The 16403-nt window shown below is 42.1% G+C and carries 15 protein-coding genes; 4 read left to right on the plus strand and 11 right to left on the minus strand.

What is annotated here, in order from left to right:
• Nucleotides 1–26 precede the first annotated feature (26 nt).
• The 7 genes from AAYR28_RS15375 to AAYR28_RS15405 form a co-directional block, all read right to left on the minus strand.
• The gene (locus AAYR28_RS15375) at nucleotides 27–872 is read right to left on the minus strand and encodes an aldo/keto reductase (protein ID WP_081124835.1); all 846 of its coding nucleotides are present in this window, start codon (nucleotides 870–872) and stop codon (nucleotides 27–29) included.
• 69 nt (nucleotides 873–941) lie between these two features.
• Nucleotides 942–1811 carry an ROK family protein gene (locus tag AAYR28_RS15380; protein WP_120207679.1) on the minus strand — a complete coding sequence of 290 codons (870 nt, stop codon included), beginning with the start codon at nucleotides 1809–1811 and terminating at the stop codon, nucleotides 942–944.
• Nucleotides 1812–1873: 62 nt separating this feature from the next.
• A complete protein-coding gene (locus tag AAYR28_RS15385; RefSeq protein ID WP_034280909.1) occupies nucleotides 1874–3889 on the minus strand; it encodes a Na+/H+ antiporter in 2016 nt (671 codons plus the stop codon).
• Between the two features lie 310 nt (nucleotides 3890–4199).
• Nucleotides 4200–4811: a trimeric intracellular cation channel family protein gene (locus AAYR28_RS15390; RefSeq protein WP_024423463.1), complete on the minus strand. Its 612-nt coding sequence runs from the start codon at nucleotides 4809–4811 to the stop codon at nucleotides 4200–4202.
• Between the two features lie 149 nt (nucleotides 4812–4960).
• Nucleotides 4961–5374, minus strand: a complete 414-nt coding sequence (locus AAYR28_RS15395) for a disulfide oxidoreductase (RefSeq protein WP_024423464.1) — start codon at nucleotides 5372–5374, stop codon at nucleotides 4961–4963.
• Nucleotides 5371–6057 (minus strand): DsbA family protein, encoded by a 687-nt coding sequence (locus AAYR28_RS15400; protein WP_034280910.1) that lies wholly within the window; start codon nucleotides 6055–6057, stop codon nucleotides 5371–5373. Before AAYR28_RS15400 ends, AAYR28_RS15395 begins: the two co-directional genes overlap by 4 nt.
• 141 nt (nucleotides 6058–6198) lie before the next feature.
• Nucleotides 6199–8298, minus strand: coding sequence for a heavy metal translocating P-type ATPase (locus AAYR28_RS15405; RefSeq protein ID WP_041115669.1), 2100 nt, complete (start codon nucleotides 8296–8298; stop codon nucleotides 6199–6201).
• Nucleotides 8299–8710: 412 nt separating this feature from the next.
• Here AAYR28_RS15405 and AAYR28_RS15410 point away from each other — a divergent pair, with 412 nt between their 5' ends.
• From AAYR28_RS15410 to AAYR28_RS15420, 3 genes are read left to right on the plus strand one after another with little or no spacing between them, the layout of a single operon-like run.
• The gene (locus tag AAYR28_RS15410) at nucleotides 8711–9454 is read left to right on the plus strand and encodes a metal ABC transporter ATP-binding protein (protein ID WP_024423467.1); all 744 of its coding nucleotides are present in this window, start codon (nucleotides 8711–8713) and stop codon (nucleotides 9452–9454) included.
• A complete protein-coding gene (locus AAYR28_RS15415; protein ID WP_024423468.1) occupies nucleotides 9454–10326 on the plus strand; it encodes a metal ABC transporter permease in 873 nt (290 codons plus the stop codon). Before AAYR28_RS15410 ends, AAYR28_RS15415 begins: the two co-directional genes overlap by 1 nt.
• A gap of 13 nt (nucleotides 10327–10339) precedes the next feature.
• Nucleotides 10340–11278, plus strand: coding sequence for a metal ABC transporter substrate-binding protein (locus AAYR28_RS15420; protein ID WP_120207681.1), 939 nt, complete (start codon nucleotides 10340–10342; stop codon nucleotides 11276–11278).
• Between the two features lie 37 nt (nucleotides 11279–11315).
• Here the strand turns inward: AAYR28_RS15420 and AAYR28_RS15425 are convergent, their stop codons facing one another.
• Nucleotides 11316–11864, minus strand: a complete 549-nt coding sequence (locus tag AAYR28_RS15425) for a hypothetical protein (RefSeq protein WP_120207684.1) — start codon at nucleotides 11862–11864, stop codon at nucleotides 11316–11318.
• 88 nt (nucleotides 11865–11952) lie between these two features.
• Here AAYR28_RS15425 and AAYR28_RS15430 point away from each other — a divergent pair, with 88 nt between their 5' ends.
• Complete coding sequence (locus tag AAYR28_RS15430; RefSeq protein WP_034280915.1) at nucleotides 11953–12558, plus strand: TetR/AcrR family transcriptional regulator; 606 nt, start codon at nucleotides 11953–11955, stop codon at nucleotides 12556–12558.
• A gap of 19 nt (nucleotides 12559–12577) precedes the next feature.
• Here AAYR28_RS15430 and AAYR28_RS15435 read toward each other — a convergent pair whose 3' ends face one another.
• The 3 genes from AAYR28_RS15435 to aspA form a co-directional block, all read right to left on the minus strand.
• Nucleotides 12578–13510, minus strand: coding sequence for a response regulator (locus AAYR28_RS15435; RefSeq protein WP_034280916.1), 933 nt, complete (start codon nucleotides 13508–13510; stop codon nucleotides 12578–12580).
• Nucleotides 13507–14823 (minus strand): sensor histidine kinase, encoded by a 1317-nt coding sequence (locus AAYR28_RS15440; protein ID WP_061110091.1) that lies wholly within the window; start codon nucleotides 14821–14823, stop codon nucleotides 13507–13509. Before AAYR28_RS15440 ends, AAYR28_RS15435 begins: the two co-directional genes overlap by 4 nt.
• 116 nt (nucleotides 14824–14939) lie before the next feature.
• Nucleotides 14940–16385: an aspartate ammonia-lyase gene (gene aspA / locus AAYR28_RS15445; protein WP_024426050.1), complete on the minus strand. Its 1446-nt coding sequence runs from the start codon at nucleotides 16383–16385 to the stop codon at nucleotides 14940–14942.
• Nucleotides 16386–16403 lie beyond the last annotated feature (18 nt).

Genomic DNA, 16403 nt, shown 5'->3' on the forward strand with positions numbered 1-16403 from the left:
TCATATAAGAAAGAGGATTTTATTATTTATTCAAAACCAACCGTCATTGTCTCTGGATTTGAGCCGACGCGTTCGTTATTGTTTAATGCATCGATTTTTTCCATGTCTTCTTTGGAAAGCTCGAAGTCAAAGATGTCTGCATTTTGTTTAATGCGTTCTTCATTGATTGATTTAGGAATTGTCACAACACCGCTTTGCAGATCCCAGCGCAAGATGACTTGAGCAACAGATTTGTTGTAGCGTGCAGCAATGTCTTTCAATACGTCATGATCTAATAGCTTCCCTTGCATCAGCGGAGACCATGCCTCAATTTGAATGCCTTTTTCCTTTGCATATTGACGCAGTTCAACAAGTGTCAGTTTCGGATGAAATTCAACTTGGTTCACAGCTGGAACAACCTCAGCATCTTTTAACAGCTCTTCTAAATGCTGAATGTAGAAATTGCTGACTCCAATGGCTCTGACTTTCCCGTCTTTATAAAGCTTCTCAAGTGCGCGCCATGTGTCTTTAAATGTATCTGCATTTGGTCCAGGCCAATGAATCAAATAGAGGTCTAAGTAATCAAGACCTAATCGGTTTAAGCTTGCGTCAAACGCTTCAAGCGCTTTGTCATAGCCTTGATCTGTGTTCCATACTTTAGATGTGATAAATAAGTCTTCTCGTTTCACGCCAGATTCTTTAATCGCTTTTCCTACGCCTGTCTCATTTTTATAAACAGCTGCCGTATCAATGCTGCGATATCCGTTTCGTATGGCTGCTTTTACGGCATCTACCACTTGATTGCCGTCCTCCACTTTGAATACACCTAAACCAAACCAAGGCATTTCGACTCCGTTATTCAATGTTACGGTTTCATTCAAGCTTTTGACCATTTTAACAACCACCTTTTTTATAGATTCCATCTCTTTCATTATCTCATGTTGTGCTTCAAAACTCTATTATCAGGCGTTTCTCTTCGCTTCGATGGCTAAGAGCAGCGCACCTGTCATGCCAGCCTTGTCCTCAAGTCCTGGGGAGACAATGTATGTATCAAGCGGCGGCAGGTCCACATAATCATTGACATAAGCAGCCAGCTTCTCACGAATTAGTGGGAATAACTGCTTTTGCTTCATGACGCCTCCGCCCATGATGATGCGCTCTGAGCTTAAAATGAGCGAGTACTGCATAAGCGCCTGCGCTAAATAATCCGCCTCAAGTGACCAAACCGCTTCTTCCTTCGTAAGCTCTTTGGCAGGTTTCCCCCACCTTTTCTCAATCGCTGGTCCAGCTGCCAGTCCTTCTAAACAATTTCCATGTGCCGGACAGATACCTGCAAACGAATCCAATTCATCCTGTCTGATAAGGATATGTCCCATCTCAGGATGTGAATGGCCATGTAGAAGCTCATTTTTCACAACAGCTCCCGCACCAATGCCTGTACCGACCGTGATATACAAACAGCTGCTTAGCCCTTTGGCTGCCCCCTTTGTTAATTCACCTAGTGCTGCGGCATTGACATCTGTTGTAAAGGATACTGGGACACCTAATTGCTTCTCAAGCTCAGGAATGAACGGATAATGCTTCCACTCCACTTTTGGCGTGTTCATGATATAACCGTATGAAGGATCATCCTTTTGAACACAAATGGGTCCAAAGGAGCCAACCCCTAATGCTGCAATGTCATGCTGCTCAAAAAATGGAATGAGCTTTTGTATTGTTTTCTCCGGGTGCTCTGTCGGAATCGTCATTTCCTCTAAGATGTCTCCATGCTCATTGCCGATTGCACAACAAAATTTTGTACCCCCAGCTTCAATTGCTCCATAATACGCCATCATTGATCCCCCCTGCTTGTTCTCTTTCTTCATCATAAAACATGGGGGAGAAGATGACAACATCACGTATTGGTGAGCAGAACAGCTTCCATGTCATTGATATACTCCCTTAAATGATGGGCAATATCACGATTGATCTCACCGTCTTCATATAAGGTTTGAATTTCATTTCGAATCGTCTGTACAGCTTGGAAGTTCAGCTCTTTTTTCTTCCGGTCAAATGAACGGTCTTTTTGCTGGAAGAAGCTTGGACCGTGTTCACAGCGGAAAATCACTTGATTGTAAAAACCAATGACTTGGTGGCACGTTTGTTGGTTTTCATCTGTCATATGATGTTTGATCGAATCTACTGCAGCTTCAGCGGTTTTCTTACGGATTTGTTTGTACGATTCCTCGTTTTCTAAAATGCCGCTTGAAATGTGCTGATTCGGCCGCCATAATTGCAGCCATTGAAGCAAGCGCAGAAACTTCACCTTTGAAAAGCGAATTTTGAAGGAGTTTGAATACAGCATTTCCAGCTCATGAAATCTTTCTTGCAGTTCATAGGCTTCTTCCTTGTCAATTTTCTCTTCCTCAATTAATTGTTGAAGTTTCATCTGTTCTGCTTTGATACCGTGCAGTCTGATTTTTCGCTCTTGTTTTCTCATCCCGAATTGGTATGGTTCACGCTGGATATTTCTCAGCTTCATTCTATAATCATTGATGAGTGAAAGAGACACTTCCCTGTTGTCCTCATTCATTCCTTCTTTTAAGGTTTTAATGGCACTTCTCAGCAGCTTTCGTTTTGCATGCTGAATCTTTGTATCCAAGTCCACGTCGACTTGCTTGTCTTTTTTCTCTGATAAAAGAGGCAGTAACACACTGGCTAAAATGAGCGTACATAAAATCACACCAGCTGCGAGGAAAATAATCAAGTGCCGCTCTGGAAATGGCGATCCGTCCGCAAGCGTAAATGGAATAGAGAAGGCACCGGCCAATGTCACAGCCCCGCGGACACCAGAGAATGTCATGAGCATCGAGGCGCGAAGCTTCGGCTTTTTCACATTTTGCTTTTTCGTTGCACTCCATTTTCCTGCCCAGAACAGCCATACCCATAAGAACCGCAGCACCATGAGACATAGTGTAATAATTAAGATGTAGCCAATCACCTGCATGTTGTTAAAGGCTTCATCCTGGAAAATAACTGTGGAAACATCCGGAATCTGCAGTCCAAGTATGACGAAAACAAGGCCGTTTAAAATAAATAAAATAATATTCCAGGTGTTTGATGAAGCAATTTGCAGCTTGGCTAAATTCGCTTCCATTCGGTCTTGCTCAATGGCATGTGTCACACCGCCAGCCACAACAGCTAAAATGCCGGATACACCGATTTCTTCCGCTACTAAATAAATCACAAATGGTGTAAGGATTTGCAGGATGATATGCATTGTGACATCGTCCATTCCTAAACGGCGGAGGAAATAGCGAAAACGAATGATAAAAAAGGATAGAATAAATCCAGTCAATAACCCGCCTGCTGCAATCAGTACAAAACTAAAGGATGCCTGAGCAATTGAAAAAGCTCCCGTCACCGTTGCAGCAATGGCAAATTTAAAGGCGACAAGTCCTGATGCATCGTTCATCAGCCCTTCGCCTTCCAGCAGTCTCATGATGCCCTTTGGCATATTCACACGGCTGGATAAAGCACTTACTGCCACCACATCTGTCGGTGATAAAATTGCTGCAAGCGCAAATGCGGCTGGAAGCGGTATGCTTGGAATCATCCAATGAATGGTATATCCCGCTACAATGACGGTCGCAAACACTAAACCAAGCGCTAAAAGAAGAATCGGTGCTCTTAATTTCCATAGCTCGTCCCTTGGGGTACGCTTCCCGTCATTAAATAACAGCGGCGCAATAAATAGAACGAAGAAGAGTTCAGGATTTAAAGAAATATGTAAACCTGAAGGAAAAGCTGCCACCAATATTCCTAAGCCCACTTGAATTAACGGAACGGGAATAAAGGGGACAAAACGATTGATAATATTAGATGCTGCAATGAGTGCCAGTAGTACGAGCACTGCCAAAAAAATCTCCACTAGTACATGTCCCTCCTATGTATATTTTTCGTCAAGTTTTGCTTACATGCAAAGATGTGTTCATTACATCCGTCCGCTCAGAAGTGCTTCTTTAGTATTCCGCAAAAAGTGAAACCAACACATAACAATCCATCTAGGCAAAAAAAGGCTGAATCCAGATATTCAGCCTGCTGACAAAATTTTCATCATATGTATTGTTCAAATGATGAACAAAAGACCCTGCTTTTATTTTACACGAAAACTCCATCATCTGCTGATATTCAGCTCTTATTAAACACAAAAAAAAAGAGCGGAATCGCCCTTTTTCGTTTTACCCTTTATTTAAAAAATAAGACCTGGCGGGAAGGCGCCATTTGAATAAGTAGGAACAAACCCTGCATACGACGAGGATGACAAACAGCAAATATAAAGCAAGCTCTCCTTGCGCTAAGCCGAGTCCAACGAATAAGCCGCCAAGGGCTGCCCATACGGCGTAAATCTCTGCTTTTAGCACAAGCGGCTTTCGCCCTGCTAATAAATCACGCACAATTCCGCCGCCGCTTCCAGTCAATATGGCTGCCACAATGACTGCACTGAGCGGGAGTTCTCTTTGCACAGCAAATAATGCGCCTTGAATCGCAAACGCTGCTAAACCGATCGCATCCGAGAAATTTCCCCATGTGCTCCAGTGCTTGAGCAAAAGCTTTGGAAAAAGAAACACAATCGTAATGGATACAAGGGCAATCGTAAACATTTTGCCTTGTGACCATAAAGCAGACACCGGAAGACCAATTAATAGATTCCGAATCGCTCCACCGCCAAATGCTGTCACAATCCCTAAAATGTATACACCAAGAATATCGTACTCTTCCTCCATTGCCACAATCGCACCACTAATAGCGAATGCGACAATGCCAATGATACTTAAGACTTCCCATGCCATTTTCCGCTTATCTCCTTACCTTTATCTGATCATCTAACACTACTCTCTTAATGTATATCTGACACAGGTGAAAAGCAATACAAATTTTCTTTAAATTTTATCTTTTTGCAAAAATAAAAAATAGCCCGCTTATAAGCAGGCTATCTCTTTCAATCTTCTTTTGCATTTAACAGCAGCATACTAATGATGATGAGAATAAATGCAATAAGAGCTAGCAGTGGAATGGTGATAAAACCAAACCAGTTCAAATAATCAACAGAACAAGGAATACCGCTCAGGCAAGGGCGAATCGATGCAAAGCCAGGTATCTTTTGTTCCATATAATGATAGATAGAAAAACAAGCGCCAATAACAGCCAGAGGCAGAACGTAATATTTCACTTTCACATCGCCTCTGAATGTCGCAATTCCAAGTAAAAGCACGAGCGGGTACATGAAAATGCGCTGAAACCAGCACATATCACATGGGATAAACTTCTTTACTTCACTTAAATACAGGCTGCTCATCGTCGCAACGATAGAAACGATCCAAGCACTGTATAAGTAAACAAGCTTATTCTTCATGATTTTTTCCCTTTGAGCTCTTGATCAATTAATTCTTTGATTTCATCGTAGTCATAAAAGTTTTCGACTTGTTTATTGTTAATGAAAAGAGTTGGTGTTGCATTCACTTTATATTGGTTCACAAGCTGATCGTCTGTGTTCAGCTGCGGCTGATATGTTTTCTTTGATAGATGATCTTTAAGCTTGTCCGTATCTATTTTTGTTGTCTTTTTCGCTAGCTCTGTCAGCTTAGCAGGCGTGACCCATTCTGCTTCACTATCTGGCTGTGCTTGATAGACAGCTTCATGAAATGCCCAAAAGTTTTTCGGATCTTCTTTCCACACTTCTTCAGAAGCTAGTGCTGCCAGCACTGCGCCATCTCCATGAACAGGAAGTGGCAAGTTAATAAACGAAAATGATACATCGCCTTTATCTATGTAGTCCGCTTTCAGCTTTGGGAAAATGTCTGTTTCAAATGATTTACATGATGGACATTTATAATCCCCAAACTCGACAATTTGTACGGCTGCGTTTTTATCTCCCATGACAGGCTGTCCTTTAATAGAAGGCTTACTGTCAACCGTTTGTGCTTCTTTGCTGTTGTTATTTCCAATGACGACGAATAATCCGATGAGAAGAGCTGCGATAATGGTTAAAATGACAGCAAATTTAATGGATGATGATTGATTATTTTTTTTACTCACATAAGCACCTACCTTATCTTTTTCATTCCTTCAAAAGAAAAAGGATAATAGCTTAGAATAATGCCATTATCCAACTTCTTCTATTTTAACAAGAGGGGGTTCATTATGAAAGATGGTATTCATGAATTTTTCCTAACAATTTTATTTCATTACCCTCATGGCATTTAAAACAGCGAGTACAGTCACACCGACATCCGAGAAGACGGCTTCCCACATGGTCGCAATACCAAATGCTCCGAGTAATAGGAAAACCCCTTTAACTCCAAGAGCAAATGCAATGTTCTGCCATACAATTCTTCTTGTTCGTTTAGCGACAGCGATGGCTTCTGCTACTTTTGACGGCTGGTCTGTCATAATGACGATATCAGCCGCTTCTACCGCTGCATCTGAACCAAGTCCGCCCATCGCAATTCCTATGTCTGCTCTTGCTAATACCGGTGTATCATTAATGCCGTCCCCAACAAATAATAATTTTTCTTGAGGCGCTTTTTTCTGATCAATTTCTTCTAATTTCGTTACTTTATCCTGCGGTAATAATTCGGCATGTACTTCATCAATGCCAATTTGCTGGGCGACCGCTGTTCCAACTTGCTTGGCATCACCAGTCAGCATGACTGTTTGAATGCCAGATGCTTTTAGAGCTGAGACCGCTTCAATTGCATCATCCTTTAATTCATCTGCAATCAAGATCGATCCGGCAAACTCACCGTTAATGGCCATGTACACAACTGTTCCGCTTCGTTTTTCTTTTTCATACGAAATGCCTTCTCGTTCCATCAAGCGATGATTACCCGCTAACACTTGTGAACCACTGATGGTCGCTTTAATTCCATGTCCAGCAATATCCTCATAGGCTTCGATCTGGCTTTCATCAAGCGGCGAACCATATGCCGCTTTAATCGATTCAGCAATCGGATGTGAGGAGTGAGCTTCTGCTAAAGCTGCAAAAGAAAGCAGTTCCTCTTCTGACCACTTGTCGCTCGTTGTCACGATATTGGTCACCGTAAAGTTCCCTTTTGTGAGTGTGCCCGTCTTATCAAATACAGCATAACTCACAGAGTTCAATGCTTCTAAATAGTTACTGCCCTTTACTAAGATGCCTCGTTTAGAAGCTGCCCCAATTCCCCCGAAGAACCCTAATGGGATAGACACGACAAGCGCACAAGGACAAGAAATCACTAGGAAAACGAGTGCCCGGTAAACCCAGTCAGACAATTGTGCTGATGGAATGAGAAGCGGCGGCACAAAGGCAAGCAGCAATGCTAATACAACGACAGCCGGTGTATAGTATTTTGCAAACTTTGTGATAAAGTTTTCTGTCTGTGCTTTTCGGCTGCTCGCATTTTCAACCAAATCTAAAATTTTCGTCACGGCCGATTCACTTAGCCCTTTTTGCACTTCAATTTCAAGAATACCGTTTTGATTCACAAATCCTGCAAGAACTTCTTTCCCTGCTTCTACATCCCGCGGCACAGACTCACCTGTTAATGCAGAGGTATCCACAAGTGAAAATCCTTCAATGACAAGACCATCAAGTGGAATTTTTTCGCCCGGTTTTACGACGATACGGTCACCGACTTTTACTTCTTCCGGCTTCACTTTTTTTGTTTCATTTCCTACTTTGAGATTTGCATATTCAGGGCGAATATTCATTAATTCACTAATGGATCGTCTTGAACGATTCACTGCTGCCCCTTGGAACAGCTCTCCAATTTGGTAAAACAGCATCACTGCCAGTGCCTCTGGATATTGCTGAATCACAAAAGCGCCAGCAGTTGCAATGGTCATTAAGAAGTTCTCATCAAATACTTGGCCGCGCACGATATTTTTCAGCGCTTTAAAAACCACATCACCGCCGACTAGTAAATACGCTGCGAAAAACATGATAAATTTCAGTAAGCCATCTTCTGGTATAAAATAAGCTGCTGTTCCTATAACTGCACCGCCAATTAATTTCAGCACAATCGCTTTTAAATTCTTTGTCCCATGATCATGATCGTGGTGATGTCCCTCTTCTTTTGGTGATACACTCACATGAGGTTCGATGGACTGAACTGTTTTTTCAATACGCTTTGACATCGTTTCTTGCTTATCTGCATGTGTGACAGTCAATGTCCCTGTCGCAAAATTAACGGAACAAGCTTCAACGCCATCCATTTTGCTGACACCTGTTTCAATTTTACGTGCACAGTTTCCACAATCAAGACCGCTTAATACGTATTCATCCTTCATTTTTTTCATGTTCTCACCTTTTTTCTATATGATAAGTAACGTTCCCTGGATCGATGAAACCTATTAAAAATCAAAAACTTTATATATGAGCATATATTCATATATTAGATTACCTTTATTATATGAGGAGTTCTTGTCTTCTGTCAATCAATTCTGAAGAAATCATTGGTTTTTTGTGTCCAATTCTGTCACACGGATTTTCAATAAACCAAGCTCATGTCCCCCGCTCCTCGCATAACATAAAAACGATCATTTGCAGTTTTTCTCTTTACAAAAGAAGGACATAAGCTTAGAATAAAATAAAAGTTTCCCTAAGGAAACAAATTAGCATTAGTGAATCATTTCATCCTTTAGTCAAAATTATTTAATGTATGCATATATCTTTAGGAAGTGCAATGATGATTGAAAGGGGCCGCAAGAGATGTCAAATGCTTTAACAATCGACCGTCTTCATGTCTCATATCACGGACAGGATGCATTAGAGAATGTCTCTCTTTCCATACAGGAAGGGACAATGACAGGAATCATCGGTCCAAATGGTGCTGGTAAATCGACGTTACTCAAGGCATGTTTGGATCTCATTGAAAAAGACCAAGGGGATATTCGTTTTTTTGAGCAGCCCTTTAAACAAGTCAGAAAACAAATCGCCTATGTACCGCAGAGAAATGATTTAGATTGGACGTTTCCGATTCATGTACTGGATACCGTACTACTTGGAACATATCCGAAGCTCGGACTAATCAAACGTCCAAAAAAAGAAGACCGGGCATATGCGTATCACTGTTTAGAAAAAGTCGGGATGCAGGACTTTGCCAAAAGACAAATCGGTGAGTTATCCGGCGGACAGCAGCAGCGTGTCTTCCTTGCAAGGGCACTTGCTCAAAACGCACAGCTCTTCTGTTTGGATGAACCATTTGTCGGGATTGATATGGCAAGTGAAGAAACGATGGTTCGCATTTTGAAGGAATTACGAGATGAAGGGAAAACCATTTTGGTTGTCCATCATGATTTGAGTAAGGCAGATGATTATTTCAGCCATCTTGTTCTGTTAAATAAAAAACTCATCAAAGCAGGGCCTGTACACGACATCCTTCGCCCAGAAATCATGCTGGAAGCATATGAAACACAGCTGCCATTCTTAAAATCAGCAGGAGGAGACGTGTAATGGAATTTTTAACCGGACTCTTTGAATATGCTTTTTTACAAAAAGCGCTATTTACATCTGTCATGGTAGGCATCATTTGCGGCGTTATCGGCTGCTTTATCATTTTACGCGGCATGGCCCTGATGGGAGACGCCATTTCACACGCCGTACTGCCAGGTGTCGCCATCTCTTATATGCTGGGAATTAACTTTTTCTTCGGGGCCGTTTTAACTGGGGTGTTAACAGCGATTGGGATCGGTTATGTAAGTCAAAACAGCCGCATAAAAAATGATTCTGCCATCGGCATTGTCTTCACAGCCTTTTTCTCAATCGGAATTATTTTGATCACATTTTTGAAAAGTTCAAGTGATCTATATCATATTCTATTTGGAAACGTTCTAGCTGTTCGATCATCTGATATGTGGATTACACTGGGAATCGGTATTTTTATTTTGCTAGCCGTCATTGTTTTCTACAAGGAACTGCTCATTAGTTCATTTGATCCGGTGATTTCTTCGGTTTACGGTTTGCCGAATCGGATGATTCATTATTTTCTCATGACCTTATTGACCCTTGTGACTGTTGCATCACTGCAAACCGTTGGGATTATTCTTGTTGTTGCCATGTTGATTACGCCGGCAGCCACCGCTTATCTCTTAACGGACCGGCTCTGGATCATGATTTATTTATCTGCTTTTTTCGGTGCTGTTTCTGCTGTCGTAGGTCTTGGGCTTAGTTTTACGTATAACTTGTCATCTGGCGCTTCCATCGTGCTGGTCGCGACTATTTTATTCGGCAGTGCCTTTATCTTTTCACCAAAGCAAGGCATTCTATGGAGATCATTAAAATCTAAACGAAAACGAACGCACTTAAAAAAGGAAGCGTCTATGTAAAAGGAGGACATATATGAAGAAGGTATTTGCTATCCGTTTGACCGCAGTATTCATTGCCCTTATGATCATCGCAGGCTGTTCGACCAAGCAAAGTAATTCCGGTAAAGATGACGGCACATTAAAAGTTGTCACGACCTACTCTATTCTTTATGACATTGTGAAGGAAGTAGGCGGGCAGCATGTCTCTATTCACAGCATTGTTCCCATTGGTACAGATCCGCACGAATTTGACCCACTGCCAAAGGATGTTCAGTATACGACGGATGCAGACCTTGTTCTATATAATGGCTTGAACCTTGAAACAGGAAACGGCTGGTTTCAAAAGCTGCTTGAATCGAGCGGCAAGGACGGGGATGATGCACCTGTAGCCGAGCTGAGTAAAGGCGTCAAAGTGAAGCATTTGTCATCAAAAGGCCTTGAAAGCCAGCAGGATCCGCACGCATGGCTGAATGTCGAGAACGGGATCATTTATGCCCAAAATGCCCGAGATGCGCTCATTCAAGCAGACCCAGAGCATAAAGAGGATTACGAAAAAAATGCAGAAGTCTACATCAAAAAGCTTCAAGCGCTTCACGATGAAGCAAAAGACAAGTTTGATCAGCTGCCAAAAGATAAAAAGCTCCTTGTCACAAGTGAAGGTGCATTCAAGTATTTTGCAGAAGCGTATGGATTGAAAGCCGGCTATATTTGGGAGATCAACACAGAAAGTGAAGGAACACCAGGACAAATGAAGCGCATTATTCATTTTGTCAAAGATCATCAAGTTCCTGCGCTCTTTCTTGAAACAAGTGTTGATAAACGCAGCCTTGAAAGCCTCTCTGAGGAAACCGGGGTTCCGATCAAAGGAAAAGTCTTCACTGACTCTATTGGAAAAGAAGGGGAAGATGGAGACAGCTACTATAAGATGATGAAATGGAATATCGACACCATTTACAAAGGGCTGTCATCATAAGAAAAGACAGGTGGAGTGAATCCGCCTGTCTTTTTTGTCAGCCTGTTATATTTTCTGGATGTTTTTTCGGCCAAATGACGTAGCTGATGCTAATGATGAAATCAATAGTTAAGATCATCCCCCATGTATTGACAAGCTGCATCAGTGCTTCCGTCCGCTCTGGTGCTTGGATGAGATAGGTTAATCCATATAACAGCCCCGCTCCAATAACATAAGAAATGAAATGCCGCGCCCAGCCGACCATTTCATACACAGACCGCTCTTTCCCGTACTTTGGTTTTCCCTTTGGCTTAGGACCTCCTGCAAATCGATAGGCAAACCTAGCATCTGCCCATTTCACCATTTGATGTCCGAAGGCAAGGCTCACACCAATATAAACAGCCGCAAGCCCGTGGATGACACTCGCCACAGCCCCTTGCTTTAAATCTATATAAGTTGCAGCAAGAAGGATTAAATCCAAAATCGGCGTACAGACAAGAAAGAAAGCACCCAACTTTTTCTGTTTAAACACATAACGCAGCGTTAAGCCCATTAGAATAAACAGCCAAAAACCAATTTCACATGCCACAATCAATAAACCGACCAATTTCTCCACATCCTTTTTAATACGATTGTATTAAATAAAAAATAACACAGATGTGTTAAAAAAACAACAGCTATGCTAAAATCAATGTATGCCAAAAATCGTCGATCACCATAAACAAAAACAAAAGGTCGCTCAAGCTGCAATGAGAGTGATTAAACAAGAGGGATTGGAAAGCGCTTCTGTACGAAAAATAGCAGTCGAAGCTGGAATTTCAGCCGGCTCTATGCGTCATTATTTTTCCACACAGCAAGAGTTATTTCTATTCTCTATGAATTTAATTCAAGAAAGAGTCAAGGAGCGGATTACAGGGCTTTCATTAAACGGTTCAACGGAGGAAAATGTCCTCACTTTATTGGAGCAGCTTCTTCCACTTGATGAAGAAAGAAAATTTGAAATGGAGGTGTGGCAGGCTTTTGCAGTCAAGGCGCTGACTGAACCAGATTTACAGCCGCTCAATGCAAAGATGTATGACGAGCTTTTCCAAACGGTCCAATATTGTTTAATGAAATTGAAAGAGGATGGGCTGCTGCTAAATGATATCGATCTTTTATTAGAAACCGAACGGCTTTATGCGGTCATCAATGGGCTTGCATTGAATGGAATCGTGCAGCCCGAACGTATACCGCCTCAGCTCATACGCTCCGTACTGCAGATGCACTTGCAATCCATCACAAAAAAAGACATGTCTCCTTAATTGGAGAGCATGTCTTTTTTTAATCTTCCATAAAAATACGTTTCGCTTCGTAGTAAAGCACCTGCACAAATTTCTTCACATTGATGCGGGTGTGTTCTTCTCTTCCGCTCATCTCTTTCGTCAATTCACTCATTTTCTTTCGTACGATGGTGAAATCGAAAAATTTAGATGCGTAATTTTCAAACGTTGGATGAGAAAAATCGGTTAGCCCAAGTGATGCGATGTGCTTTAATGATTGGTTGATCGCACGTCTTACCCGCTGTTCGGCTGCCTTTGCTTCTCTTGCGATGTCTGCCGATGTGTAGGGCTCACTTAACTTATCCTCCGTAATCCCAGTAAAAATGATCTTTAAAGAAGGAAAGGAATCATGATGATCAGCATGCAGCGCTAAATACTGGTCTGTAAACAGAATCATATCTAATAAATCTTTAGATCCCTTCTCACCAACAATACCAAGCTCCGCCAGCAAAAACTGACCTGCCTCTGCAAGACTTTTCCCCCGCTGCTTCGTTTTCGTCTGACCGCGCTGCTGAAATTGCATGACCGATTTGAGTGAGTGCTGAATATTTTCAATTGAATGCTCTAAATGAAGACGTTCAATCATCAGATGAAGGACACTTAAGACCTCTACACGATTGATCGGCTTTGTCACGTAATATTCGACGCCAAGCGTATACGCCTGTCCGATTAATTCCTTTGTTTCAACCTGTGACAGCATTAAGTATTTCCCATGAAACTCATCCTTGATCGCTCGAATCGTTTCAAGCCCGTCCCTTTCCGGCATCAATAGATCAATACATAAGATATCAATGTGCAAATCATTTAAGTAGCTGGCTGTTAACTCTGCGCCATCCTCTGCTTCCCCGGCCACAATGCCAAGCTCTTCATCTTCAATGAGCTGAGCCAGTGAAGAACGAACGGCTTCATCATCATCAACTATAAAAAATCTCATCTCCCAATCCCCTCTTTTCTACTGACTTGATCTACTGGTATCGTTAATGTGAAAATCGTTTGTTTATTTGGGATACTCTTCATCTCAACACTTCCGCCAAGCTTCTCCGCTGTATCCTTTACATAGGCAAGCCCGATACCGCTAGATGGATTCCCAGCCTGGTCGTATTTCAAAGTGAAGCCCGGTTTAAAAATCACATGATGATTACGTTCTTTTATGCCAGGCCCGTTGTCGCTGATCTGAAAAATCACGTGGTTTTCTTTCTGTGAAATAGAAAGTGACACCTCTCCATCTACAGGAATGGCTTCAACAGCGTTGGATACGATGTTATTTAACAAAGATAGAATGGTATACACGTGATAGGCGGGATGCTTCCCATCTTCATCATAATGAAAGACGATGTTTTTTTTAAGAGATTCTGCGTAATTTTCATGAATGCGAATGACAAGCCCAGCGATATGAGAAGGACTCTCATAAGCCTGGAAGTTTTCCTCATGAATCAGCTTTGATAAGGCAGAAAAAATCCGCTGGTTATCCTTTTTGATTTCATGCACCTCTCCTGCAATTTGCAAGGCGGTTTTACCGAGCTTTTTCAAATCCAATGATTCCGCATCCTTTGCGTGGTGAAGGGATTGATACAATTGATAGGATGTAGCCGTAATATGCTCAGCATGTGCGAGTGTTTTATGAAAATATGTAGATTCTGTGTAAAGGTTGGACAGGAGCATCAGCAGATGTTCCTTTTCCTTTTTCATCTGACGCTCTCTCGCCTGCTCTTCATATAAGCGAATCATTGTATAACAAGCCAACACGAAAAAGCTTCTGAATATCGCCAAAACAAATAATTGAAACAGCGTCCGCACCGTTAACATTTCATCCATCGTGCCTCGAAGTGCGATGATCTCAACAACGCTTGCGCACAGCTCCATGACAATGCCTGTTGCGCCAATCAGCCATGGCTGATCGCGGAAACGTCTGACCTTCAATAAATAAAAGAGTGTGCCATAGACAACATAATAAAGCAGGGAAGGAAATCTTAATGAAACTGCCTCTTCAAGCGGAAGATGCCCTGTCACAGCTGTATCAACCAGCACACGAAACGCAAAAACAGATATCCCAGCGATGATGCCGCTTGCCCATGCCGGAAATCTTTTCATTTGAAGCAGGATAAAGAAAAAGACAACGGTTCCAAAGCTGACCCGAAAGCTGTCCTCAAATGGATAAAATTTAAACTCTCCGCCAATCGGCGTCAGTACAATGAGCAGCACAATTAAATAAGGCTCTGTATTCAGCCATTTTTTCAGTAGATTCAAACGCAGTCACATCCCTAATAATTGACGATAGTATACTATGTGAGCTAAAGAAAAACAAACCTCCATGAAAAAGCGCACACCGGAACTTTGCCGGTGTGCGCTTCTCATGATGCCGCTTAATCTTCTAAACGATCCTTTTCTAAAAGTGATGCACCAGCAATACCTGGTTTTGTCATTTCAAAAGGATTTAAGATGACATCAAGCTCTTCCTCTGTTAACACATCATTTTGCAGACAAAGCTCACGTACAGATGCACCTGTAAGGATGGCTTCTCTTGCAATTCGTGCAGCCGCTTCATAACCAATGTGCGGGTTCACCGCCGTCATGACACCGGCACTCTTTTCTACATATTCTTTTAATCTAGATTCATCTGCTTTTAGGTCACGCAAGCAGTTGTCCACGAAGGACTCGAATACATTTTTCATCATGCTGAGAGATTGAAGCAGGTTGAACACTAACACTGGTTCCATAACGTTTAGTTCAAGCTGACCAGCCTCTGATGCAAGACAGATTGTGTGATCGTTCCCAATAACTTGGAATGCCACTTGGTTCATGACCTCAGGCATAACTGGGTTGACTTTTCCTGGCATGATGGATGAACCTGGCTGTCTCGGCGGCAGGTGCAGCTCACCAAAGCCCGCTCTTGGACCTGAAGCCATTAGACGAATATCGTTCGCCATTTTGGACATGTTCATCATACATACTTTAAGCGCAGCCGATACTTCTGTATAAGCATCCGTATTTTGCGTTGCATCGACTAAGTCTTCAGCACCAACTAACGGTAATCCGCTAATGTCAGATAGGTAGCCAACCACTTGGCGAATATACTTAGGATCTGCATTCAATCCAGTTCCGACTGCTGTTGCACCCATATTGACTTCATATAAATGCTGTCTAGACTGCTTGATACGTTTAATATCACGAGCAAGAACTTTTGCATAAGCACTAAACTCTTGTCCAAGTCTGATTGGAACAGCGTCCTGAAGATGCGTGCGTCCCATTTTGATGACATGATCGAATTCCTGCGCTTTTTCGGTCATGACTTGATGCATGTTTTCCATCGTATAAAGTAGTTTTTCAATCATATTCAATGTTGAAATATGAATCGCTGTTGGGAAAACGTCGTTTGTTGACTGCGACATGTTCACATGCGTGTTTGGACTTAACTCAGTATAAGCGCCTTTTTCCTTTCCTAGTAGTTCAAGCGCTCTGTTTGCAATGACTTCATTGGCATTCATATTCATTGAAGTGCCAGCCCCGCCTTGAATTGGATCGACAATAAATTGATTGTTCCATTTTCCTTCGATGACCTCATCTGCGGCTTGAACAATTTTTTCTCCAAGACCAGAATATAGTCGCTGTGTATCCATATTTGCAAGTGCGGCTGCCTTTTTGACAATCCCTAATGCTTTGATGAGTTCCTCATGAATACGGTAGCCTGTAATTGGAAAGTTCTCCACTGCACGTAATGTTTGAATTCCATAATATGCTTGAGTGTCTACTTCCTTTTCACCTAGAAAGTCTCGTTCGATTCGAACTTGCTTGTCCTGTAGCTTCGTCATTTGAAAAGATCTCCTTTT

This window comes from Bacillus safensis (genome assembly GCF_039619585.1).
Lineage (GTDB): Bacteria > Bacillota > Bacilli > Bacillales > Bacillaceae > Bacillus > Bacillus safensis.